Annotated in this window: 17 protein-coding genes; 4 read left to right on the top strand and 13 right to left on the bottom strand. The window is 68.1% G+C overall.

All coding sequences use genetic code 11. From position 1 onward, the window contains the following. Window positions 1-4: 4 nt before the first annotated feature. Window positions 5-949, bottom strand: coding sequence for a CysB family HTH-type transcriptional regulator (locus AC1DYI_RS01360; protein ID WP_477202282.1), 945 nt, complete (start codon window positions 947-949; stop codon window positions 5-7). A 117-nt stretch (window positions 950-1,066) separates the two neighbouring features. Then, window positions 1,067-1,897: an MOSC N-terminal beta barrel domain-containing protein gene (locus AC1DYI_RS01355; protein WP_477202281.1), complete on the bottom strand. Its 831-nt coding sequence runs from the start codon at window positions 1,895-1,897 to the stop codon at window positions 1,067-1,069. Between the two features lie 136 nt (window positions 1,898-2,033). Between AC1DYI_RS01355 and AC1DYI_RS01350 the strand changes: the two genes are divergently transcribed. After that, on the top strand, window positions 2,034-4,235 hold the full coding sequence (locus AC1DYI_RS01350) for a prolyl oligopeptidase family serine peptidase (protein WP_477202280.1): 2,202 nt from the start codon (window positions 2,034-2,036) through the stop codon (window positions 4,233-4,235). A gap of 71 nt (window positions 4,236-4,306) precedes the next feature. Here AC1DYI_RS01350 and AC1DYI_RS01345 read toward each other — a convergent pair whose 3' ends face one another. The 3 genes from AC1DYI_RS01345 to AC1DYI_RS01335 all read right to left on the bottom strand — a co-directional run bounded on the left by AC1DYI_RS01345 (window position 4,307) and on the right by AC1DYI_RS01335 (window position 9,527). Further along, window positions 4,307-6,589: a response regulator gene (locus tag AC1DYI_RS01345; RefSeq protein ID WP_477202279.1), complete on the bottom strand. Its 2,283-nt coding sequence runs from the start codon at window positions 6,587-6,589 to the stop codon at window positions 4,307-4,309. 7 nt (window positions 6,590-6,596) lie between these two features. Next, window positions 6,597-7,382: a substrate-binding periplasmic protein gene (locus tag AC1DYI_RS01340; RefSeq protein ID WP_477202278.1), complete on the bottom strand. Its 786-nt coding sequence runs from the start codon at window positions 7,380-7,382 to the stop codon at window positions 6,597-6,599. A 282-nt stretch (window positions 7,383-7,664) separates the two neighbouring features. Beyond that, window positions 7,665-9,527, bottom strand: coding sequence for a phosphoenolpyruvate carboxykinase (GTP) (locus AC1DYI_RS01335; RefSeq protein WP_477202277.1), 1,863 nt, complete (start codon window positions 9,525-9,527; stop codon window positions 7,665-7,667). Between the two features lie 486 nt (window positions 9,528-10,013). Here AC1DYI_RS01335 and AC1DYI_RS01330 point away from each other — a divergent pair, with 486 nt between their 5' ends. Then, complete coding sequence (locus AC1DYI_RS01330; protein ID WP_477202276.1) at window positions 10,014-11,639, top strand: RICIN domain-containing protein; 1,626 nt, start codon at window positions 10,014-10,016, stop codon at window positions 11,637-11,639. Between the two features lie 132 nt (window positions 11,640-11,771). Continuing rightward, window positions 11,772-12,293 (top strand): EVE domain-containing protein, encoded by a 522-nt coding sequence (locus AC1DYI_RS01325; protein ID WP_477202275.1) that lies wholly within the window; start codon window positions 11,772-11,774, stop codon window positions 12,291-12,293. A 65-nt stretch (window positions 12,294-12,358) separates the two neighbouring features. Here the strand turns inward: AC1DYI_RS01325 and AC1DYI_RS01320 are convergent, their stop codons facing one another. Next, window positions 12,359-14,923, bottom strand: a complete 2,565-nt coding sequence (locus AC1DYI_RS01320; RefSeq protein ID WP_477202274.1) for a S8 family peptidase — start codon at window positions 14,921-14,923, stop codon at window positions 12,359-12,361. A gap of 307 nt (window positions 14,924-15,230) precedes the next feature. Here AC1DYI_RS01320 and AC1DYI_RS01315 point away from each other — a divergent pair, with 307 nt between their 5' ends. Next, the gene (locus AC1DYI_RS01315) at window positions 15,231-15,812 is read left to right on the top strand and encodes an MOSC domain-containing protein (RefSeq protein WP_477202273.1); all 582 of its coding nucleotides are present in this window, start codon (window positions 15,231-15,233) and stop codon (window positions 15,810-15,812) included. Window positions 15,813-15,858: 46 nt separating this feature from the next. Here AC1DYI_RS01315 and AC1DYI_RS01310 read toward each other — a convergent pair whose 3' ends face one another. From AC1DYI_RS01310 to AC1DYI_RS01280, 7 genes are all read right to left on the bottom strand, one after another. Continuing rightward, the gene (locus tag AC1DYI_RS01310) at window positions 15,859-17,355 is read right to left on the bottom strand and encodes an FAD/NAD(P)-binding protein (protein WP_477202272.1); all 1,497 of its coding nucleotides are present in this window, start codon (window positions 17,353-17,355) and stop codon (window positions 15,859-15,861) included. A gap of 149 nt (window positions 17,356-17,504) precedes the next feature. Next, on the bottom strand, window positions 17,505-18,206 hold the full coding sequence (locus tag AC1DYI_RS01305; protein WP_477202271.1) for an MBL fold metallo-hydrolase: 702 nt from the start codon (window positions 18,204-18,206) through the stop codon (window positions 17,505-17,507). A 19-nt stretch (window positions 18,207-18,225) separates the two neighbouring features. Continuing rightward, on the bottom strand, window positions 18,226-19,140 hold the full coding sequence (locus AC1DYI_RS01300; RefSeq protein WP_477202270.1) for an ATP-binding cassette domain-containing protein: 915 nt from the start codon (window positions 19,138-19,140) through the stop codon (window positions 18,226-18,228). A gap of 26 nt (window positions 19,141-19,166) precedes the next feature. Further along, window positions 19,167-19,946 carry an aliphatic sulfonate ABC transporter permease SsuC gene (gene ssuC / locus AC1DYI_RS01295; protein WP_477202269.1) on the bottom strand — a complete coding sequence of 260 codons (780 nt, stop codon included), beginning with the start codon at window positions 19,944-19,946 and terminating at the stop codon, window positions 19,167-19,169. A gap of 11 nt (window positions 19,947-19,957) precedes the next feature. Next, a complete protein-coding gene (gene ssuD, locus AC1DYI_RS01290; RefSeq protein WP_477202268.1) occupies window positions 19,958-21,148 on the bottom strand; it encodes an FMNH2-dependent alkanesulfonate monooxygenase in 1,191 nt (396 codons plus the stop codon). A 27-nt stretch (window positions 21,149-21,175) separates the two neighbouring features. Beyond that, window positions 21,176-22,156, bottom strand: a complete 981-nt coding sequence (locus tag AC1DYI_RS01285; RefSeq protein ID WP_477202267.1) for an aliphatic sulfonate ABC transporter substrate-binding protein — start codon at window positions 22,154-22,156, stop codon at window positions 21,176-21,178. A 10-nt stretch (window positions 22,157-22,166) separates the two neighbouring features. Continuing rightward, window positions 22,167-23,132, bottom strand: a complete 966-nt coding sequence (locus AC1DYI_RS01280) for a sulfonate ABC transporter substrate-binding protein (RefSeq protein ID WP_477202266.1) — start codon at window positions 23,130-23,132, stop codon at window positions 22,167-22,169. Window positions 23,133-23,239: the final 107 nt, after the last annotated feature.

Below are 23,239 nucleotides of genomic sequence, written 5' to 3'. Positions count from 1 at the left end.
AGGCTCAGAGCGGGGCTGAAGGCGTTCCCGCGGGTGCAGCCTGAGCCTGCTGCACGATGTCCGGCGTCAGGTGCTGCGCGAAGGTCTGAATGAAGTCGTAGGCGAAGCCGCGCAACAGGCCACCGCGGCGCACCGCGACGCTGGTGGTGTTGATCGAGAACAAGTGGCGCGCATCCAGCGCACGCAGGTGCTGGTCACGCTGTTCGTCGAAAGCGATCGAGGCCATGATGCCGACGCCCAGGCCGAGTTCGACATAGGTCTTGATCACGTCGGCGTCCATCGCGGTCAGCACGACGCGCGGGCTGAGGCCGGCGCGGCTGAAGGCATCGTCGATCGTGCCGCGGCCGGTCAGGCCGGTGTCGTAGGTGATCACCGGGTGTTCGGCCAGGCGGTCCAGCGTCAGATCGCCATCGAGCAGTGCATGGCCGGCCGGCACGACCACCGAGTGGGTCCACCGGTAGCAGGGCAGCGCGACGAGGYCGGGGTTTTCCGACAGCACATGCGAGGCGATACCGATCTCGGCGGCGCCGGTCAGCAACATCTGCGCGATCTGCTGCGGCGAGCCCTGGTGCATCTGCAACTGCACCTTGGGGTGCAGCGCTCGAAAGTCGTGCACGGTCTGCGGCAGCGCGTAGCGGGCCTGCGAGTGAGTGGCGGCAACGCTGAGCACGCCGCTGTCGCCGAGACGGAAATCGTCGCTGGCGCGCTGCAGGTTCTCGACGTCCAGCAGCGTGCGTTCGACCCAGGGCAGCACGCGCTCGCCGGCCGGCGTCAGGCCGGTCAGGCGCTTGCCGGCGCGCACGAAGATCTCGACGCCGAGTTCGTCTTCCAGCTCGCGGATCTGCCGGCTGATGCCGGGCTGCGAGGTGTGCAGCGCGTCGGCCACCGTCGTCAGGTTGAAGCCTTGGCGCACCGCTTCGCGCACCGAGCGCAGTTGCTGGAAGTTCATATTGGTTCTTTGTCCGCTTCTGGGCAGTGCTTCATCGTTTTTTGCATTATCGAAAGCCCTGTGCCCGTCGCCAACGACAAATGCCGACGATGCTTGCGCGGTGGCCGAATATGGCGGCTAGAAGTTCAGCTCGAGCCACAAGCGGTCGCCAGCGCGGATCTGGGTGCCGGGGGCCGGCATCGCATAGACGCCAAAGATCGACGGCTCGCCTGGAAAGCGCTGGCCGCTCAGTTGAGCCACGGCTGGCGGCAAGGCCTCGTTCACCTCACCGCTCGACGGGCTCACGCCCGGCACCACGCAGCGGATGCACGGCGCCGACACAGGCATCTGCCACGAGTGCTCGCCCTCGCCGCCATGGACCTGGGTCACCTGCTCTTCGATGAACGGCAGCAGGGGTTCCGCCGTCGCGCCGAGCACCAGGTTGGGCCGAAAGCGCAGCGCTTCGGCCTCAGCGATTCCTTCGCCGGCGAGGTGGGCGTTCAGCTCGTCCACCGATGGCAGGCTGACCAGGTGCAAGGGATTGATGCCACGCCGGGCAAGCGCCTGCGCCCCGAACCGGACCAGCCGCAGCGGCGCGCCGGTGACCTGCTGCATCAACGCCGCCGCCGCATCGCCAGCGTCGAACGCAGCAAAGGTCTCCATCTCCTTCACGCTGTCGTTCCACATCCGCACGGTGCAAGGCCCTTCGGCCGACGCCACCTCTACATCGGTCTCGCCAGGCGCGGTCAGCCGCAGCACGCCACCGTCCAGCGCCGGCCGAACCAGCGCCAGGCGTGGGTGCGCCCCCTGCCAAGTGACCTCGCCCTTGTCATCGATCACCGCCCATTCGCGGTCGCCGGCAATCAGGCCCGCGGCAGTGATGTCCAACTGCGTGACGCGCATCGCGCCGCAGGCCTTGATCGGGTAGATGAACAAGGCGTCAACACGGGCTTCGAGGCGGTCGGACATGGTGGGCTGCAGCGGCAAGGGCCCCGGATGCTAGCCCGCTACCGCTGAGCCTGCAGCGCACCAGCCGAGCGACGTAACATCCGGCGCTTGGCCTACCCGGCCGCGTTGTTCCACGGCACTCACTCGGGAGACCCCCATGCCGCTTCGCAAGATTCCCCTGGCCGCCACGCTGCTGGCCGCCGCCCTCAGCGCCCTGGCGGGCCCGCCCCCGACGCCCGTGCACGACGTGACGCAGGTGCTGCACGGCGTGACCGTGCATGACCCGTACCGTGATCTCGAAGACGTCAAGAGCCCGGCGACGCAGGACTGGCTGAAGGCCCAGGGCGCTTACGCCGAAAGCGCGCTGGCGACGATGCCCGAGCGCGACGTGCTCGCCAAGCGCATCGACGAACTCGGCCGCGCGACCGGCGACATCATTCGCGAAGTCGTCCGCCTGCCGGGCGACCAGCTGTTTTACCTGAAGCGCGAAGCCGGCCATGCGCAGTTCAAGCTCGTCACCCGTAACGGGTTGACTGGCGCCGAGCGCGTACTGGTCGACCCCGAGCAGCTGACGCAGGCCAAGGGCGTGCCGCACGCGATCAACTACTTCGTGCCGTCGTGGAACGGCAAGCTGCTGGCCTACGGCATGTCGGCGGGCGGCTCGGAAGACGCGTCGCTGTACGTGCTGGACGTGGCCAGCGGCAAGGCGCTCGGCGAGCCGGTGCCGCGCGTGCACGAAGGCCTGGTGCACTGGACGCCGGACAGCCGCGCGCTGAGCTACAACCAGATCCGCGAACTGCCGGCGGGCAGCCCGCCGACCGAGACCTTCCTCGACACCACCGTCTTCCTGCTGCAGGCGGGCGCCGCCACGAAGACGGCCAAGCCGCTGTTCGGCCCACTGGTCAACAAGGCATTGAAGCTCGACCGGCTCGATGTGGCCGGCGTGACCTTCGATCCCAGCAGCCGCTACATGCTCGCGCGCACCWCCGACACCACGGTGCAGGAGGGCAAGCTCTTCGTCGCGCCGGTGGCCGACCTGGGCAAGGCGCAGATCGGCTGGCGTCAGGTCAGCGCGTTCGACGACAGCGTCACCGATGCGCGGATGTTCGRCAACACGCTGTACCTACGCACCCACAAAGGCGCGCCGCGCGGGCGCTGGCTGGCGCTGGACCTGGCCAAAGGCCAGACGGTCGCCGATGCCAAGACCGTGATCGAGGAACCCGCCCAAGGCGTGCTGAAGGGCCTGACGATCGGCAAGGGCGGCACGCTGTACGCCGAGCAATCGCAAGGCTTCTCGACCCGCACCTGGCGCTTTGCACCGGGCCAGGCGCCGGCCGACATGGCACCGGGCCGCGTCGGCAGCACATTCACGATCGACGATCCGGCACACGCCTTTGCCGACGTGTGGCTGACCAGCAGCGCCTGGACCGAACCGGCGCGCGTGCTGCGCAGCACCGGCTCCGACAAGCCGCCGGTCGACACCGGCTTGCTGCAGATCCGTGTGCCGCCCGGCACGCCGGCGTTGACGGTCAGCGAAGTGCTGGTGCCCAGCCATGACGGCGCACAGGTGCCGCTGGCCATCATCCACCGCGCCGACCTCAAGCGCGACGTGCCGCACCCGACGCTGCTGGTCGGCTACGGCGCCTACGGCCTGTCGATGGAAGCCTTCTTCAACGCGCGCAGCGTGGCCTGGCTCGAGCGCGGCGGCGTGATCGCCTACGCGAACGTGCGCGGCAGCGGCGCTTTCGGCGAAGAGTGGCACCGCGCCGGCTTCAAGACGACCAAGCCCAACACCTGGAAAGACGGCATCGCCAGCGCGAAGTACCTGGTCGACAAGGGCTACGCGACGACCAAGACGCTGGGCATCTGGGGCACCAGCGCCGGCGGCATCTTCGTCGGCCGCGCGGTCACCGAAGCGCCGGACCTGTTCGCCGCGGCGATCTTCGATGTCGGCATGATGGACACCATCCGCTCGGAAGAGTCGGCCAACGGCATCACCAACATCAGCGAGTTCGGCACCGTCAAGGACCCCGCCGAGTTCAAGGCGCTGCTGGAGATGAGCACCTACCACCAGATCAAGGATGGCGTGGCGTACCCGGCGGTGATGCTGATCCACGGCATCAACGACCCGCGCGTCGACGTCTGGCAAAGCGCCAAGGCCGGCGCCCGCCTGCAGGCCGCCAGCACCAGCGGCAAGCCGGTGTTGCTGCGCCTGGACGGCCAGGCCGGCCACGGGGTGGGCAGCACCGCGACGCAGCAGGCCAGCAAGTTGGCCGATGTCTATGCGTTCATGCTGTGGCAGTTTGGCCAAGCCTCAGGCGCGACGACGGCGGCCACGCCGTCCACCAAGACGCCCTGAGCGGCAGCCGAGGCGCGCACCGCGCCCCAACGACCAAGGCCACCTCGCGGTGGCCTTTTTTCTTGCGCTGCTCAGACGTCGAGCTCAGCCACCTCGTAAGTCCACTCCAGGCCGAGTTGCAGACGGATTTGCTCCAGCAGCTGGTCCTGCTCGATCGGCTTGGTGATGAAGGCATTGACGCCGGCGGCCAGCGTCCGCAGCTGGTGGTCGTGCGAGGCTGTGGCCGACAGCGCGATGATCGGCACCGATTGCTGCGCCGGCAACCGACGCAGGCGGCGCGTGGCTTCCAGGCCGTCCATCACCGGCATCACGATGTCCATCAGGATCAGTGCGGGCAGCCACGCCTGGGCCAGCGCGATGGCCTGCTCGCCGTCCTCGGCCTCGGCGGTCTCGAAGCCGAGTGAGTTCAACAGGTCGACCAGCATCGCGCGGTTGGTCTCGACATCATCGACGATCAGCACCTTGCGCCGCGCGCCGAGATAGCCGTCGATCATGCGCATCGTCGGTGGCGCGGGCAGGCCCGCCTCGACGGGCAATGCGATCTCGAAGCCGAACAGGCTGCCCTCGCCGAGCGCGCTGCGCAGTTGGATGTCGCCGCCCATGAGCCGCACCAACTGGCGGCTGATCGCCAACCCCAGTCCGGTACCGCCGACGCGCTTGCGCACGTCGCCCACCTGCTCGAACGGCTTGAAGATCGTCTCCCACTGCCCGGCGGCGATGCCGCAGCCGCTGTCCTCGACCTCGAAGTGCAGCCACGCTTCCGAGCCATCCTTGGCGAAGCCGCGCACGCGCAGGCTGACCCGGCCGTGCTCGGTGAACTTCACCGCGTTGCCGAGCAGGTTCAGCAACACCTGGCGCAGGCGCTTCTCGTCGGCGCGCACGACGCGCGGCAGGTTCGGTGCCAGCTCGCAGGCGAAGAACAGGCCCTTCTCCTCGACTTTGACGCGGATGATGTCGGCGATCGTCTGCAGGAAGGCTGGCAGGTCGATCGCGCTCGAGTACAGCTCGAGCTTGCCGGCCTCGATCTTGGCCAGGTCGAGCACATCGTCGATCAGCATCAGCAGGTGTTTGCCGCTCTGCTCGATCACATTCAAGCCCGCCAGGTCGCGCCCGGTGAAGCTGCGGAAGCGCTTGAGGATCTGCGCGTAGCCGAGGATGCCGTTCAGTGGTGTGCGCAGCTCGTGGCTCATGTTGGCCAGGAAGCTGCTCTTGGCCTGGTTGGCCACTTCGGCGCGCTCCTTGGCGGCCTGCAGCTCGGCGGTGCGCTCTCGAACCAGCTCCTCCAGCCGCTCGCGATGCAGCGCCAGGTCGGCCTCGCTGCGCTTGCGCTGGGTGATGTCGGCGACCAGGCCTTCGATGAACAGCGGCTCGCCCTGCTCGCTGCGCACCACCCGCGCGGTCATGGCGACCCAGATCGTCTGGTTGTCGCGACGCTGGAACTCGACTTCCCAGCCGACGACCTGGCCGTGTTCGAGCAGCGCGGCGATGAAGGCATCGCGGTCGCCCGGGCGGACGTAGAGCTGGCGGCGGATGTCTGTCAGGTTGTGCACAAGCTCGTCCGGCCGGTCGTAGCCGAGCATGCGCGCCATGCCCGGGTTGGCGTTGATCGTGCGGCCGTCGATCGAGGTCTGGAAGATGCCCTCGAGTGCGTTCTCGAAGAAGCTGCGGTACTTGGCTTCGCTCTCGCCCAGCTCGTGGGCCTTGGTCTGCAGCGCGTTGAACAGCGATTGCAGCGCCTGGCGCGCGGCCTCGAGGCTGTCGCCGAGCTGGCCGAACTCGTCCTTGCGTCGCCACTCGAAGGGCTTGTCGAGTTCGCCGCGCGCGATCATCGTCGACTCCTGCATCAGGCGGCGGATCGGCGCGAGCATGCGCAATTGCAGCAGCGCCACGATCAGCAGCAGGCTGAAGACGAGCTGGCCCGACAGCGTCAGCACGAGGGCCTTGCGGTTGCTCGCCACCGCGGCATCGAGCTGGCCGCTGTCCATCTCGACCGTGACCTCGCCGATCACCTTGCCGCGGAAGCTGATCGGCCGCGTCGTCGTCCGCTGCGAGCCGGTGCGCCGCTGCGGGTACTCGCGCGACAGGAAGATCCCGAACTTGGTGTCGCGGGCGACGACCGAGACCACGCGCTCGTCCGACAGCACCACGTCGAACAGCGGCACCTCCGCCGCATTCATGTGCCACATCGGCGGTGCCATGTCCAGGCTCATCACCTCGGTGATGCGATCGAGGTCAGCGTTGAGCTGGCGTGCCAGCGCCTGCTCCTGCTGGCGCAGCGTGAACACGCTGACGATCGTGGCCGGGAGCAGCAGGCCGGCCACCACGGCCAGCACGATCGTCGCTCGCAGCTTCATGAGGATTTCATCTCGGCGTGGGCACCATGTCCGGCTCGGCTTCGATGCCGGGCGGCGTGTCGCTGGGCAGCCAGCGCGTGTAGATGCGGGCGAAGCTGCCATCACGCTTCATCTCATTCAGGGTCTGCTGCCACTGGCGCACGACGGCATCGGGCGTGCCGCGCGAGAAGGCGATATAGCTGCTCGTCTTCATGAAGGTGTAGTGGCGGTCGACCTGCGCCATCGTCGCGTCGACCTGGGCCAGCTGGGCGGGCAAGGTCTGGTTGTCGGCCACCATCAGCTGCGCGCGGCCGGTGAGCGCCATCCGCACCATCACGTCGGTGTTGGTCACCGCGTCGAGGTTGGCGAAGCTGAGCGAGCGCAGCACCTGGTGCGAGAACCACTCGCGCGGCACCGCGATGACCTCGACCTTTCGTGCGTCGTCGAGGCTCGTCACCTTCAGCTCAGTGCCGCGGCGGCTGTAGAAGCTGGTGCGCACCGTGGTGACAGGCCCGACCCACTTGAACAGGGGCTCACGCTCCGGCGTGCGCATCGCGACGAAGAGGCCGACGTTGGGCTCTTCCAGTGCGCTGCGGTAGCCACGCGCCCATGGCACCACCGTGATCGAAACATGCGCGCCGGTTCGACGCAGGATCTCTTCAACCACCTCGGTCGACAGGCCGGCGGCCTTGCCGTCGCGGCTGAAGTTGATCGGCGGGTATTCCTCGGTGTAGAGGGTGAGATCGGCGCAACGGGCGGCCAGCGGCTGCACGGCCAGGCACAGCGCAAGCACGCGGCCCAGGAACCGGCGCATCTGGTTCATCCTATCCCCCAGAAGACAAAACGGACCGTCTTCGGCGGCCGGCCTCCCTGGCCCGATGAAATCGTAGCACCGCAGGACACGCAGTGCCGCCCGGGCCTGCCCCAGATTCGCGGGTCAGCGTGCAGTGCCACAAGCGCACGAGGGCGTGGCACTTCGGCGTCGTTGAACCGCGGGCAAGACACGCTGGCGCACCGCCCGCCCCAACGACAAAGGCCACCTCGCGGTGGCCTTCTTTCTTCATGCGCGCCCGCGGCGCGCCTGCGGGTCAGCAGCTTACTTGCTCAGCTCGACTTCCATGCGCGCCTTGGTGTCGCGCAGGGCTTGCGGCAGGTGGTAGGCCAGCTGCGTGAACAGCTCTTCGTGCAGCTTCAGCTCTTCGCGCCAGGCTTCCGGCGTCGCGCTGATGATCGAGTCGAACTTCTCTTGGCTGAAGTCCAGGCCGGCCCATTCCAGGTCTTCGTAGCGCGGGCTGATGCCGAAGAAGTTCTCGGTGCCCTGGGCCTTGCCTTCGATGCGCTCGACCATCCACTTGAGCACGCGCATGTTGTCGCCGTAGCCCGGCCAGACGAACTTGCCGTCGGCGCCCTTGCGGAACCAGTTGACGCAGTAGATGCTCGGCAGCTTGGCACCACCGGCTTCGAGCTTGGCGCCCAGGTCCAGCCAGTGCTGGAAGTAGTCGCTCATGTTGTAGCCCATGAACGGCAGCATCGCGAACGGATCGCGGCGCACGACGCCTTGCTGGCCGGCGGCGGCAGCGGTCGTTTCCGAGCCCATCGTGGCGGCCATGTAGACGCCTTCGGTCCAGTTGCGCGCTTCGGTCACCAGCGGCACCGTCGTCGAGCGGCGGCCACCGAAGATGAAGGCGTCGATCGCCACGCCGGCCGCGTCGTCCCAGGCCGAATCAAGCGCCGGGTTGTTGGTCGCGGCCACCGTGAAGCGGGCGTTCGGGTGCGCAGCCTTGGCGCCAGTTTCCTTGGCGATCGCCGGCGTCCAGTCCTTGCCTTGCCAGTCGATGCAGTGGGCCGGGGCGTCGCCCATGCCTTCCCACCAGACGTCGCCGTCGTCGGTCAGGGCCACGTTCGTGAAGATCACGTCGCGGTTCAGGCTGGCCATGCAGTTCGGGTTGGTCGCGGTGTTGGTGCCCGGCGCGACGCCGAAGTAACCCGCTTCGGGGTTGATCGCGTACAGCTTGCCGTCGGCCTGCGGCTTGATCCAGGCGATGTCGTCGCCGATGGTCGTGATCTTCCAGCCGTCCAGCGCCTTGGGCGGGATCAGCATCGCGAAGTTGGTCTTGCCGCAGGCGCTGGGGAAGGCGGCCGCGACGTGGTACTTCTTGCCTGCCGGCGAGGTGACACCCAGCACCAGCATGTGCTCGGCCAGCCAGCCCTGGTCCCGGCCCATCGTCGAGGCGATGCGCAGCGCGAAGCACTTCTTGCCCAGCAGCGCGTTGCCGCCGTAGCCCGAACCGTAGCTCCAGATCTCGCGCGTCTCGGGGAAGTGGACGATGTACTTGGTCTTGTTGCAAGGCCAGGAGACATCCTTCTGGCCGGCTTCCAGCGGCGCACCAACGGTGTGCACGCAGGGGACGAATTCACCATCGGTGCCCAGCAGGTCGATCACCGGCTTGCCCATGCGCGTCATCGTGCGCATGTTGACGGCCACGTAAGGGCTGTCGGACAACTCGACGCCGATGTGGGCGATCGGCGAGCCCAGCGGGCCCATCGAGAACGGCACCACGTACAGCGTGCGGCCCTTCATCGCTCCCTGGAACAGCGGCTTGTCGCCCGTCTGCAGCAGCGCGCGCATCTCGGCCGGGTCCATCCAGTTGTTGGTCGGGCCGGCGTCTTCCTTCTTCGCGCTGCAGATGAAGGTGCGGTCTTCGACGCGCGCCACGTCCGACGGATCGGAGCAGGCCAGGTAGCTGCCCGGGCGCTTGGCCGGGTTCAGTTTCTTGAAGGTGCCTGCATCGACCAGCCGTTCGCACAGGCGGTCGTATTCCTCTTTGGAGCCGTCACACCAGTAGATGTCGGCGGCTTCGGTCAGGGCGGCGATCTCGCTGACCCAGGCGATCAGACGAGCGTTTTTGACGTAGGCAGGCGCGTTCAAGCGCAGCCCCTCCATGGCGGGACGGTTCACAGGCAAAGCTCCAATTTTCAAGACAAGACAGATAGCTAAGACGGAATTGGGCGAGCCTCGCGCCGGCCTGGGTCTGTTGCCTGCCGCTGCGGGGCTCGCCCAATGCCGTGGGCGCGAGGTGTTCTTGGCCTGCTAGAGCAACCTTCGGGCCTGGTTACGCCCGGTTTCTCGCCCGCCGCGCCATGCGCGCGCGTCTTGTCGAGGTGGATCACCTGTCAACCCAGTGTAATGGGGCCGTAACCTGGGCGCCTGCCCAATCCATGCAAATCCGGAATAACCAAATGCGCAGAATGTCTCGATCGGCGAATGAGGCTGCATCGAATGGGGGCAGATCCACCTTGTCTCCACGGCGCCGCACCGATGCAAGTGGTTTTTCACCCGGTAACGCAGGCGTCACCTCGCGGTCACCTTGCCACGCGCCGTGCCGGGCGATGGGCCCCACAGAATCGGCCGGGCTCGATCGTTGAGCTAGGCAAGGAGCCGCAATTGACCCACCGCAACCATCAGCTTCCGACCCTCGCGCCTGGCGCCGCCACTGCGATCGCCATGTGTTTGATCAGCCATGCCGCCTGTGCCACGGCGCATCCGCCATCCCCTGCGCAACTGGTGGCACAACACTCGAACAAATGCCTCACGTCGGTTTCCGCCGGGGGCGGCAATGGCAGCACATTCGAGCAATGGGGTTGCACGGCCAACGTTCAGACGCAAGCCTTCACCCTGCGGCACGTGAGCGGCAGGAAGTACCAGCTCGTCACCCCGAGCGGGCGGTGCCTCGAAGTGCGGGGCGGATCGAAGGCCGACGGCGCGGTCATCGATCAGCGGGACTGCAACGGGAGCAAGAAGCAGTCGTGGAAGCTGAGCGATGTTGGCGGAGGCGTAACGACGGTCGTTTCTTCTGCCACCGGCAAATGCCTGGATGTCACCGGTGGTCCGCAGGCGATCGAGGACGGCGTGCCGATCGAGCAATGGAGTTGCGTTCCAGGCGCCACGAACCAGGCCTGGCGGGTGCTGCCTCTGTCAGACAAGCCGGTTTGTCCGCATCCGACACTGACGCCTGTGGTTGCAACGCAGGCCCAATGGGATGCCCTCTACGACCCCGAATATGGCGAAACCCTGCCGAACACCTCGGGCGGCGCGGAAGACTTTGCGTGGCACGGGCACTACTGGGTGCGCGCCTACCTATCGATGGCGGCCAGGTACGGCGATCCGAAGTACTTCGCGCGTGCATCGAAGATGATCGACTTCTGGATCGCGCACACCGACGGTCCGCAAGGCTGGGGAACCAACCTCGGCCCGTCCCAGATGAGCCTCGACACCGGCGTCATTTCGAGTGCGATCGCGCTGTTCGCGTATCAGGCGTGGAAGGATCCAAGGTTTGCCGCTTACCGGGCCCAGGCGGACTCGTAYCTCTCCGTGATCGAGCCGATCCTGCGCAGCTACAACCCGCAGTGGGTCGACGACGCGCCGTTCCCGGGCAACCCGAGCTTCTACGTCTACGCGACCTGCGACGGCGGCATCTGCGGCAAGAACTCGCTGCTGATGTACAACCAAGGCGCGGCGCTGGCGAAGGCACTGCTGCTGATCGACCGCACCAAGCGGCTCGAAGGCAAGGTCCCCGATCCCGACTACGCTTACAAGGCCGACAAGGCGGCCGCGTATTTCAAGACCTTCGCGGCGGTCAACAACGGTGGGTACGTCTGGAACTACGAAGGCGCCCGGCTCGACCAGCCGACGACCATCGAAGACACCAGCCATGCGCACCTTGATCTGTCGCTGCTGCTCTGGGCCAGGAACGCCGGGTTGGGCGGGCTCACCGGCAGTGACATGCAATTGCTCGTGGGGACGATGAAGACCGTGACGAACGGTGCGCCCGGTCCGAACGACGTCTCACACAGCGTCGATGGCAGCGGTGCCCCCAGCGACGACTTCCGCGTGCCGATGGGGTACGACTGGATCGATCTGGTCGACTACGACGCAGCGCTGCTCGACAAGGCGATCAACGTCTACAACCGTTATCTGCCCGATCCAAACGCGGTATCGACTTCGCGCGCACGGGCGTACCTGGGTTGGTCGGAGATCCAGCGCAAGACGGGTTGCGTGAGCCTTTATTGAGTGCCCAAGGGCTGGGCCAGGCCCAGCCCGCCGCTCCGACAAATTCGCGCGGCTGACGACACTGCTGACACCAGGGTGTCAGCAGGAGCCGACCAGACTGGCGGGCCTCTCATCGCCTCCAGGAGCACCCCCATGCAACAGCCACTGGCCTTGTCGACGCCAAACGTCGCCCGACGACCGGCTCCTCAAAACCAGACCGGGCCGATGCACCAGTCGACGCCGCGCCAGGGCTGGGTCGGCGTCGTCTCGCGTGAACATGTGCTGCGCGGCGTGGCCGGCAGCTTCATCCAGCTGAACCACGGCAAGAAGGCGCCGCTGCAGAAGCTGCATGCCGGCGATCGCGTGGCGATCTATTCGCCGCGCACCGCCTACCCCGACGGCGCGCCGCTGCAGTGCTTCACCGCCATCGGCGTGGTGCGCACTGGCGAGGTCTACCAGGTCGAGATGGCGCCCGACTTCCACCCCTACCGGGTCGATGTCGACTTCGCCGTGTGCCGCGAAGCACCGATCCAGCCGCTGATCGAGCGCTTGTCGTTCATCAAGAGCAAGACGCACTGGGGCGCGGCGTTCCGCTTCGGCTACCTGAAAGTGCCGGCGGAAGACTTCGCGCTGATCGCCAGTGCGATGAAGGTCGAGTGGCCGGCAGACGCCTGAAGCGGGCAAGAAAAAAGCCCCTGCCGGGAAGGCAGGGGCTTGGCTGGCGCTTGAAGCCTTGAGGCTTACGGGCGCGAGATGGTCACGGCCGGCGACGTCCAGGTTTCCCAGTCGGCCGCGTTGTTGGCATCACCCAGTGCCTTCAGCACCGACAGCTTGACCACATAGGTGCCGTTGGGCACCGGGGTCGGCGTGCCGCCCTTCTTGAAGGTCGTGCCGTCCCAGGTCGAGGCGAAGAAGCCGGTGGCGGTCGAGCTGCGGCCCAGGTAGTTGTCCAGGCTGACGAAGTGCATGTTCTTGTTCGTCACCGCGTCGAAGGCTTCCAGCTTCATCTGGCGTGCTTGGTGATCCAGGTGGATCAGGAAGTACGGGATGTCGGTGCCGGCCATCGTGTAGGTGGCGCCGCCCGATTGGTTGGTGTAGTTCGTGCCATCGAACTTGGCCAGCCACGGGAAGCCGTTGGCCGTCGGGGCCAGCACCTGGATCGACTGGTAGTCACCCTTGAAGCCGGCGTAAGGCACGCGCAGCGCCTTGCCGTCGGCTTGCGAGGTGGCCACCACGTAGCCGCCGAACAGGCCCTTGTCGGCCAGGCCAGCCGGCGCGGTCACGGTCACGTCGACAGTCGCCGAACCCTTGGCCGGCACCACCACGCTGGCGGCGCTGAAGGCCACCGTCGCGGGAGCGTCGAAGGCCGACACCGTGAAGGTGTTCGGGCCCGTCGCCAGCGCGCTCGAGTGGCTCAGGTCGTAGGTGACGGCCGTGTTGCTGCTGTTCTTGAACGTCAGCGTGCGGGTCACCGGGCCGGCCTGGCTTTCGCCCAGCGCCAGCTCACCCGGCTGGATCATCGTCGTGGCTTGCGAAGCCTGCACCAGGTCCAGCATGCCGGCGCCTKGGCGGTGCACTTCGTCCAGGTAACCCAGGTTCGGGTTGCCTTGCCAGTTCTTCGGATCGGCCGCGTTCTKCATGCGGTCGCGCATGGTCTTGGCGGTGATCTTCGGGTTGGCTTGCAGCAGCAGTGCAGCGCCACCGGCGGTGTGCGGCGAGGCCATCGAGGTGCCCGACAGCGTGGCGTAGCCGCCCAGCTCCAGCGGGTAGGTCGAGTAGATCGAGCCGCCCGGGGCGCCGATGTTCGGCTTGACGCTCAGGTCGGCGGCCAGGCCGTACGAGCTGAAGCTGGAGATCAGGCCACCGGTCAGCTGCGGGAACGAGCCGAGTTGGTCCGACCAGGTCATGTCGACCGCGCCCGAGGCGAGGCGGCTGTCGATCAGCGCGCCCTCGGTGTCGGACACCGACACGACGGGGATCGTGATCKCCGGCGTGCCGACGACGGTCGGGCTGATGCGGCCCGGCACGTTGTTGTACAGCACCACGCCGGCGGCGCCCGCGGTCTGCGCGTTGAAGGCCTTCTGGTAGAAGCTGCAGGTGCCGCGGCGGATCAGCGCCACGGTGCCGGTCAGGCTGCCCGGGGTCAGCGCGGTGCAGGCGTCGGCCGTCGAGGCGACGGTGCCGGTGCGCGACATCGGCTGGGTGCCCGAGGTCGGTGCAGCCGGGGCGCCGGTCGCGGGGATGTAGCCGGTCGGCGTGCTGTCCGGCGAGACGAAGAATTCGCTCAGCTTGGCATGGGTGTTGTCGAACGACGCGACGCCGATCACCTTCTCGCCCACACCCGGCGCGCCGGCGGCGTACAAGCCGCTGGTGCCGCTGTTGCCGATCGAGGCGACCATCACGACGCCGGCCTTGACCAGGCGGTCAGCAGCCTTGGCGCTCGGGTACTCGGGCCACTGGAACGACGAGCCGATCGACTGGTTGACGACCTGCATGCCGTCGGCCAGCGCCATTTCCATCGCCGCGATCATGATCGCGGAGTCGGTCGAGCCGGTGCAACCGAACACGCGGTAGGCGCCGAAGGTCACTTTCGGCGCGACACCGGTGACGCCGCCTTCGGCACCGACGATGCCGGCGACGTGCGTGCCGTGGCCGGCGCAGTCATCCGGGTTCGCATCGGGCACCGGGAACGGGTTGGTCACGGCGTCGTAGGCATCACCCACGAAGTCGTGGCCGTACTTCACGCGCGACGACGGGAACGGCGTGCTGCCCGGAGTGCCGTTGCCGCCGAGGGCCGGGTGGTCGATGTCGACGCCGGTGTCGATGATGCCGACCTTGATGCCGTCGCCCTTGATGCCCATGCTTTGCAGCACGTCGGCGCCGGTCATGGCCAGCGCGGTGTCGAGCTGCGGCTGGAGCCCGCCTTCAGCGCGGATCGGCTGCGGCGCCTGGATCACTTCGACCGGGTACATCGCCTTCACGCCGGGCAGGCGGGCGATCTTGGCGCGCTCGGCAGGGCCGGCGACCAGCGACACGCCGTTGAACAGCACGTCGAACGAGTGGCTTTCCTTGAACTTGATGCCGGCGGCTTGGGCGGCCTTGCGGAAGGCGGCCTTCTCGCCGCGCACGGTGTCGAGCTTGGCGCCTTCGATCGTCGGCACACTGTTGAATTCGACGAACCAGTGGTTCGTTTGCTCGGCGACCTTGGCCGGCACGGATTGCGGCGCCGCGTGGACTCCCCCCACAACCAGCGTCAGTGCTGCTGCGGCGGCAGTGGCCAGCAGCGTTTTACGAATTTGCTTCACTCACTCGCTCCTCGAAATGCTTGGCGGCGGCGGGTGGCCGAACGCCAGCGATGAACAACACGGTCAGACTCGCCGCAGCTTCTGGCCACGGCGGCCACCAACACGCAACAAGCAAGCCAGCCCGGTGCGCAGAGACAAACGCCCGAGACTTGGCCGTTGGCAAGTCAGAGTGCCGATGCTGGAGACATGCTGTTACCGCGTCGATCGGGCAATCCCACGGCGTTGATGGTTCTTGAGGATTCAGGCGAGCTGTTTGCCAACACCCCACGCGAGCGGGCCCGGGCGACGCCCCGCACAATGCGGCCGGATGAAAGTCGTCAGCGTCAACACCGCCCGCGCCGAGAAGGTGCAGATCAACGGCCGCGAGGTGCTCACCGCGATCGGCAAGCGCCCGCGCAGCGGCCCGGTGGCGTACCAGCCGATGGGGATGGAGGGTGACGAGCAGGCCGACCTGTCGGTACACGGTGGCCTGAGCAAGGCGGTCTACGCCTACCCGCTGGAGCACTACGCGTTCTGGCGCACGGTGCGGGCGCAGGCGCGCGCCGCTGGCTGGGAAGATGAGTTGCCGCCGCCCGGCGCGATGGGCGAGAACCTGACCATCGACGGTCTGAACGAACGCCATCTGTGGATCGGCGACCAGCTGCGTTTCGCCGACGGCGGCGTGCTGGTGGTCAGCGAGCCGCGTTTTCCCTGCTTCAAGTTCAACGCCGCGATGGGCTTCTCGAAAGCGGCCAAGCTGATGGTCGAGTCGGGCTACTGTGGCGCCTACCTCGCCGTGCTGGAGCCGGGTCAGGTGCAGGCGGGCGACAGCTTCACGCTGCACCCCGGCCCGCGCGAGCTGGAACTGCTGGCGCTGTTTCGCGCCCGCACCAGCGGCAAGAAGTTCTGACGCCGTTGCCCGCAACGGGCAGGTACTGACCTGCCTGCGGCGCCCTTCAGGCCGGCACGCCGACCCGCAACGCGCGCACCACCTGCTCGGCCACCGAGCGGGCGTGCACCCGCAACTCGGGGATCGCCACCGCTTCCCAGAACTGCGCCTTCAGCATCGGCCCGACGTAGTGCAGACCGGCTTGCGGCCGGCCCTGGGCGTCGAGCAGGCGGTGCTGGTCGTCGACCCGCAAGCCCAGGCCCATCTCGTCGACCGCCAGCCGGCCTTGGGCCTGCAGGGCCGCCAGCAGCGAGCCGGGCGGCGTCCGGGCGGCGTGACCAACCCGAGCGGACGGGCCGGTGCAGTTGACGATCGCCGCCACATGGCGATGCTCGAGCGCGCCAGCGGCAGCGCCACGCGGGCGCCACGCCAGATCCAGACTGCCATCGGCACGCGGCGTGATCGCATGCAGGCGCCCGGCATGCACCTCGACCTGGCCTGAGCGCAGGGCCGCTTGCATGCGGGTGTGGATGCCAGGGGCCAGGCGGTGGCGGTGGGTGTCCCACCACGGCTGCAGGTGGCGCAGGAACTGGCGTCGTTCGCGTGTCGTCAGCCGCTGCCACAGCCGCGGCGTGCAGCCACGCAGGTTGGCCATCACGTCGCGCCAATCGTGGCCTTCGGCCTGCGCCTGGGCGGCCCAGCCGCGCACCGCGCGCACCATCCCGACCAAGCCCTGCGCGTCGGCCAGCGCCTGCGACGGCACCAGGCCCGGCCGCGGACGGGCTTCGAGGCTGCGGTGCGGCTGCGGCAGCAGGCCGCGGCGCGACAGCATCGTCACCCGGCCAGCATGGCCACGGTCTTGCAGCCAGGTCATCATGTCGATCGCACTCAGGCCACTGCCGAGCAGCAGCACCTCGCCGTCTTCGGGCAGCGCGGTCAGCGCGGCGTCGTCCCAGGGCTGATCGATCAGGCCTGGGGAGCCCCAGGCCGGCGCCCCGGCGATGCGAGGCGACTCCGGCGCCAGGTGGCCGGTGGCCAGCACGACGACGTCGGCACGGCAGACGCCGCCACCAGCCAAGCGCAGCAGGCTGCCACCGCGGGCGGTGCGTTCAAGTGAGCGCACGCTGTCGGTCACTGTTTGGACCTGCACGCCACGCGCGGCGGCCACCTGTTCGGCGGCGGCCAGGGCCTTGGCCAGGTAGTCGCCCAGCAACATGCGCGGCACGAAATCGGACGCGTTGTAGGCACCGTACTGGCCTCTGAGCCAATCGATGAAGCCGGCTTCGTTCTCAGCGTCCCAGCCCAGGCGGCCGGCCGGCACGTTCAGCCAGTGGCTGGCGCAGCGGGTGCCGAAGGCCAGGCCGCGGGCGCGGCGGGCGTCGGGCTCGATCAGCAGCAGGCGGGCGCCGCGCGGCAGCTGACGCATCAGCTGCATTGCAGTCGCAGCGCCGCTGAAGCCCAGGCCGATGACGGCCACGCAGGGCGACTGATCGTCGCCGTTGCGGGCGCTCTCGGCCGCCCGCGCGGGTTCGGCGGGCGACGGGGCAGATGTGGAAGCAGACATTGGTTCTCCCCAAGCGGCCCAGCGCGGATAGCACCGAGCCCATGCCGGGCATCTTGGCGAGCCGGCGCCTGGAGTCGAACTCATATTTCCGAATAACCATATGCTTATGGCCATTCAGATATAAAGGAATCGGGGCTCGGCCCCGCCGCTCAGCCCTGCTGCAGCATCCCTGCCTGCTTGTTGGCCGGCACCGCGATGTCGATCAGCTTCGGCCGCGGCAGGTTCAGCCCCGCCATCAGCGCGACAAACTCGTCGCGACTCTTGCCCGCCAGCCGGGCATTGCCCTCGCGCTCTTCGGCGATGCACGAGACGCGGCGGCCCTTGTAGTCGTGGCCCGGGTAGACCAGCGTTTCGCCGGGCAGCGTGAACAGACGCTGGGTCACGKCGTCGTACAGCTGGCCGGCGTCCCCGCCCTGGAAGTCGGTGCGGCCGCAGCCGCCGATCAGCAGCGCATCGCCGGTGAACAGCTTGTCGTGCCACAGAAAGCTCATGCTGCCGGGCGTGTGGCCGGGTGTCGCGATGACGTCCAGGTGCTCGTCACCAAAAGTCAGGCGCTCGCCGTGCGACAAAGCCCATTCGTAGCCTTCGGCCTCGCAGGCCAGGCCGACCGCGGTCGTGATCGCCGGCCCGTCGGCCAGCGCGGCCTTCAGCAGCGATACGGCCGTCACATGGTCGGCGTGCACATGGGTGTCGAGCAGCCAGCGCGGTCGCAGCCCCAATTCGGCGAGCAGGGCCAGGTCGCGTTCGCGCTGGTCGAGCACCGGGTCGATCAGCACCGCTTCGCGGGTGCGATCGCAGGCCAGCAGGTAGGTGAAGGTGGAAGAGGTGGGGTCGAAAAGTTGGCGGAACATGCGAAACGGAAGGTGGGAATCAGATGGCGAAGCGTAAACCCGGCGGCAAGGCGTCGGGCCATCGCTGAATCGGCGCGTCGGGTGACGACGAGCGTTCCGCCTGCTGCAACACGCGGCTCAACACCCGTTCTTCGAACGCCGCAAAGCCCGCCAGCCCTCGCGAGCGCGGCCGGGCCAGCGCTACCACCTCGTCGAACGCGATGCGCTGGCCTTCGATCAAGACCACCCGGTCCGCCAGCGCCACCGCTTCGGCCACGTCGTGCGTCACCAGCAGTGCGGTGAAGCGGTGGTGTTGCCACAGCTGCTCGATCAGCTGCTGCATCTCGATCCGGGTCAGCGCGTCCAAGGCGCCCAGCGGCTCGTCGAGCAGCAACAGCCGTGGCCGGTGCACCAACGCACGCGCCAACGCCACCCGCTGGCGCTGGCCGCCCGACAGCGCCGCCGGCCAGTCGAAGGATCGATCGGCCAGGCCGACCTGAGCCAACGCCTCGTGGGCATGGGCACGCGCATTGTGGCCACTCAGGCCTAACGCCACGTTGTCGATCACCCGCTTCCAGGGCAGCAGCCGAGCGTCCTGGTACATGATGCGCAACTCGTCGCGCGCGCCGTCGACGGCCCGACCGTCCAACGTCACCGCACCGGCATCAGCCGTTTCGAGCCCGGCGAGCTGGCGCAGCAAGGTGCTTTTGCCGCAACCGCTGCGGCCGACGATGGCAACGAACTCGCCCGGCGCGAGCGCCAGGTCGACGTCCTGCAGCACACGCCGGTCGCCATAGCGCTTGGACAGGCCGCGCACCTGCACTGCCACGCCAGGCGAACCTGCCGGTGTTCGCCCTGCAGGCTGCCACTCCTCGCGCGGCACCGGCCCCAGCCATTCGCGCAAGGAGGCCACGGCGCCCCAAGGCGCCAAGTCGAACTCTGAGCTGTGCATCATGCGGTACATCCCTCTCATGCTCATCGTCACACCGCCGCCTGGTACCCCGGGTGCCAGCGCAGCCACCATCGCTCCAGGCCGCGGGCGATACCGTCGGCCAGCTTGCCCAGCAGCGCGTAAAGAATGATCCCGACCAGCACCACGTCGGTCTGCAGGAACTCGCGCGCATTCATCGTCAGGTAGCCGATGCCGGCCTGGGCCGAGATCGTCTCGGCGACGATCAGCAGCACCCACATCAGCCCGAGCGAAAAGCGCAAGCCCACCAGGATCGACGGCAGTGCCCCGGGCAGGATGACCTGTCGGTACAGCGCCCAACCCGACAACCCGTAGCTGCGCGCCATCTCGATCAGCCCCGGGTCGACCGAGCGGATGCCGTGGAAGGTGTTCAGGTAGATCGGGAAGAACACACCGACAGCGACCAGGAAGAGCTTGGCCGCCTCGTCGATGCCGAACCACAGGATCACCAGCGGGATCAGCGCCAGCGCCGGGATGTTGCGCAGCATCTGCAGGCTGCTGTCGAGCAAGGTCTCGGCCCAGCGGAAGCTGCCGCACAACAGCCCCAGCAGCAGGCCGGCACTGCCACCGATCGCCAGGCCGGCCAATGCGCGGCCGGTGCTGACCAGCACGTGGTGCAGCAGCTCACCCGAGCGCAGCAGCGAGACGAACGCCGCCAGCACTGCGCGCGGCTCGGGCAGCACGCGGGTGGACAACCAGCCGCTGGCCGAGGCCAGCTCCCAGGCGACGAGGATCGTCAGCGGCACCAGCCACGGCAATGCTCGCCTGGTCGCGTCACGCGATACAGCCATCTCGTTGCCCTTCAACTCGCCGACCGCGCCAACGCAGGCTCGGCGGGCCGTGGTGCGTGCGTGTTTGCGACGATCTCGCCAAACGGGCCGCTGAGCGCCGGCTGCGTCAGGCGCTCACGCACGTCGAGCGGCAGCAAGGGGAACACCAGCTCGGCGAAACGGTAGGCCTCTTCGAGGTGCGGGTAGCCCGACAGGATGAAGTAGTCCAGCCCCAGCGCGGCGTATTCCTTGATCCGATCGGCCACCTGCTGCGGGTTGCCGACCAGCGCGGTGCCGGCGCCGCCGCGCACCAGGCCGACGCCGGCCCACAGGTTGGGCGCCACCTCCAGCCCGCGCCGCACGTCCTGCTTGTCGAAGCGGCCGCCGTGCAGCGCGGCCATCCGGCGCTGGCCTTCGGAGTCCATGCGGCCGAAGGTCTCTTGAGCGCGTGCGACCGTCGCTTCGTCCAGGTGCGAGATCAGCTCGGCCGCGGCGCGCCAGGCGGCATCCTCGGTCTCGCGCACGATCACGTGCAGGCGAATACCGAAGCTCAAGGTTCGCCCGTGACGCGCGGCGCGCTGGCGAATGTCGGCGACCTTCTCGGCCACCGCCGCCGGCGGCTCGCCCCAGGTCAGGTAGGTGTCCAGCTGCTCGGCCGCCAGCTCGTGCGCCTCGGGCGATGAGCCACCGAAGAACAGCGGCGGATACGGCCGTTGCAGCGGCGGGTACAACAGCTTCGCGCCTTCGACCTTCAGGTGTTGGCCGTCGAAGTCCAGCGCTTCGCCGCGGTGGCTGCGGGCCAGGATCTCGCGCCAGATGGTCATGAACTCGGCCGCTTGCGCGTAGCGCTCGCCGTGCGGCAGGAACTGACCATCACCGGCGAGCTCGGCCGCGTCGCCACCGGTCACCAGGTTGATCAGCAGCCGGCCGCCTGAAAGGCGGTCGAAGGTCGCGGCGATGCGCGCGTACTGACTGGGCGTGATCAGGCCCGGCCGCAGCGCGACCAGGAACTTGAGCCGCTCGGTCGCGCCGATCAGGCTGGACGCGACCGTCCATGGGTCTTCGCACGAGCGGCCGGTCGGGATCAGCACGCCTTCGTAGCCGAGCGTGTCGGCCGCCACCGCCACCTGCTTGAAGTAGTTGAAGTCGGCCACGCGCGCGCCTTGCGAGGTGCCAAGGTAGCGGCTGTCACCGTGGGTGGGAATGAACCAGAGGATCTTCATCGAACCAAGCTCCGTGTTGTCATCGCGTCAGCGGGCCGCCACGCGCGGTGCGCCCGGCGTCCAGACGATTTGTGCAACCTGAATCGGCTTCGGAATCAGGCCGAGGCGGGCAAACGCGTCGGCCACCTTTTGCTGCTCGGCCACCAGCGCAGGTGACAGCGGCGCCACCGGCGAGGGCTGACGCCGCTCGAGCACCCGCAGCACGGTCGCCAGGCCCAGGCCGGCGAAATCGGCGTAGCGCTTGGCCGCGTCCTGCCGATGCGACTGCACCCAGGCGTCGGTCTCGGTCAATGCGGCGAACACGCCGGCCAGCGCGCGCTCGCGTCCAGCCAATGCCCGAGAGGCCAGGTAGAAGGTGTTGTTGCCGGTCAATCCGCGACTGCTCACCAGCACCCTCACCTGGCCATCGATCTCGGCCGCCGCGTAGTACGGGTCCCAGATCGCCCAGGCGTCGACCGCGCCGCGCTCAAAGGCCGCGCGGGCATCGGCCGGCGGCAGGTAGACCGGCGTGATGTCGGCCCAGGCCAGCCCCGCTTTGGCCACCGCCTGCACGGTCAGGAAATGCGCCGACGAGCCTTTCTGCAGCGCGATGCGCCTGCCCTTCAAGTCGGCCAGCGTATGCAGCGGCGCATCGGGCTTGACCAGGATGGCCGAGCTGTCGGGCTTGGGTGGTTCGGCGCCGACATAGAGCAGGTCCTTGCCCGCGGCCTGCGCGAACACCGGTGGCGCGTCGCCTGTCGCGCCGAGGTCGATGCTGCCGACCGCCAGTGCCTCCAGCAGTTGCGGGCCGGCCGGAAACTCGACCCACTGCACGGTCGTGCCGGGCAGGTGCTTGTCGAGCAGGCCCAGGCTTTTCAACAGCGCGAGATTGACGGTGCCTTTCTGGAAGCCGATGCGCAGCGGCGCGCTGTCGTCCGCACGGGCGCTGCGCCATGCGGGCACGGACACCGCGGCGCCCAGCAGACCCAACAGGCTGCGGCGTGAGAAGTGAAAAGGTTCGCCATCCATGCCGCGGCCCTCAGTTCGCCTGCGCGGTGCGCACACCGGGCAGCGCGTCGGCGATGCGGATCGGCTTCGGGATCAACTTCAACTCAACGAAGGTGTCGGCGATCTTCTGCTGCTCGGCCGCCACCGCCGGCGTCAGCGGCGTGACCCCGAACTGGTAGCGCTGCAGGCTCAGCTCGATCACCGCCGGGTCCAGCCCCTGCAGCGGCGCGATCAGCGCGGCCGCCTGCTTCAGGTTGGCCTTCAGCCAGCGCCCGCGCTCGACCGTGTCGTCGAACAGCGTGCGGATGACCTGCGGGTAACGCTCGGCATAACCGCGCTCGGCCAGGTAGTAGGCGTAGTTGTTCACCACGCCGCGGCCATCGGCCAGGATGCGTGCGCCGGTCTGCTTCTCGACCGCGGCGAGGAACGGGTCCCAGATCACCCAGGCGTCGACCGCGCCACGCTCGAAGGCCGCACGGGCATCGGCCGGCGGCAGGAAGACCGGCTGGATGTCGCTGTATTTCAGGCCCGCTTTCTCGAGCGCACGCACCAGCAGGTAGTGCACGTTCGAGCCCTTGTTCAGCGCCACCTTCTTGCCGCGCAGCTCGGCCACGCTCTTCAGTGGCGAGTCCTTGGGCACGACGATGGCCTCGGCCTCGGGCGCCGCCGGGTCGTTGCCGATGTAGACGAAGTTGGCGCCGGCGGCCTGGGCAAAGATCGGCGGCGCCTCACCGACGAAGCCGACGTCGACCGAGCCGACGTTGAGCCCTTCGAGCAACTGCGGCCCGGCCGGGAACTCAACCCATTGCACAGCCACGCTCTGCGGCGCCAGACGCTTTTCCAGCGTGCCTTGCGACTTCTGCAGCGCCAGCAGGCTGGCGGACTTCTGGTAGCCGATGCGCAGCGGCGCGGACGCGCTCTGCGCTAGCACCGGCAGGGACAAGGAGACGACCAGCAGGCCGACGACGCGGCGGATCCAGACGATGACAGCGTTCATGAAAAGGTTTGCCTTTCAGGGCCGCCGCGCCAGCGCGCGGCGGCCATCGAATAAAAGCGACCCGCGGCAAAAAGCCGGGGTCGAACGCCCGACGCGCGCACACAGGC

The organism is Ideonella sp. P3_A4, from assembly GCF_056403075.1.
This window is presented reverse-complemented; position numbering and strand designations above follow the sequence as displayed.

Bases quoted from the DNA above. Each gene is read 5' to 3' on its own strand.
- ssuD (WP_477202268.1), bottom strand. From the start codon at position 21,148: ATGAAGATCCTCTGGTTCATTCCCACCCACGGTGACAGCCGCTACCTT.
- ssuC (WP_477202269.1), bottom strand. From the start codon at position 19,946: ATGGCTGTATCGCGTGACGCGACCAGGCGAGCATTGCCGTGGCTGGTG.
- AC1DYI_RS01355 (WP_477202281.1), bottom strand. From the start codon at position 1,897: ATGTCCGACCGCCTCGAAGCCCGTGTTGACGCCTTGTTCATCTACCCG.
- AC1DYI_RS01285 (WP_477202267.1), bottom strand. From the start codon at position 22,156: ATGGATGGCGAACCTTTTCACTTCTCACGCCGCAGCCTGTTGGGTCTG.
- AC1DYI_RS01325 (WP_477202275.1), top strand. From the start codon at position 11,772: ATGCAACAGCCACTGGCCTTGTCGACGCCAAACGTCGCCCGACGACCG.
- AC1DYI_RS01300 (WP_477202270.1), bottom strand. From the start codon at position 19,140: ATGATGCACAGCTCAGAGTTCGACTTGGCGCCTTGGGGCGCCGTGGCC.
- AC1DYI_RS01310 (WP_477202272.1), bottom strand. From the start codon at position 17,355: ATGTCTGCTTCCACATCTGCCCCGTCGCCCGCCGAACCCGCGCGGGCG.
- AC1DYI_RS01280 (WP_477202266.1), bottom strand. From the start codon at position 23,132: ATGAACGCTGTCATCGTCTGGATCCGCCGCGTCGTCGGCCTGCTGGTC.
- AC1DYI_RS01345 (WP_477202279.1), bottom strand. From the start codon at position 6,589: ATGAAGCTGCGAGCGACGATCGTGCTGGCCGTGGTGGCCGGCCTGCTG.
- AC1DYI_RS01315 (WP_477202273.1), top strand. From the start codon at position 15,231: ATGAAAGTCGTCAGCGTCAACACCGCCCGCGCCGAGAAGGTGCAGATC.
- AC1DYI_RS01340 (WP_477202278.1), bottom strand. From the start codon at position 7,382: ATGCGCCGGTTCCTGGGCCGCGTGCTTGCGCTGTGCCTGGCCGTGCAG.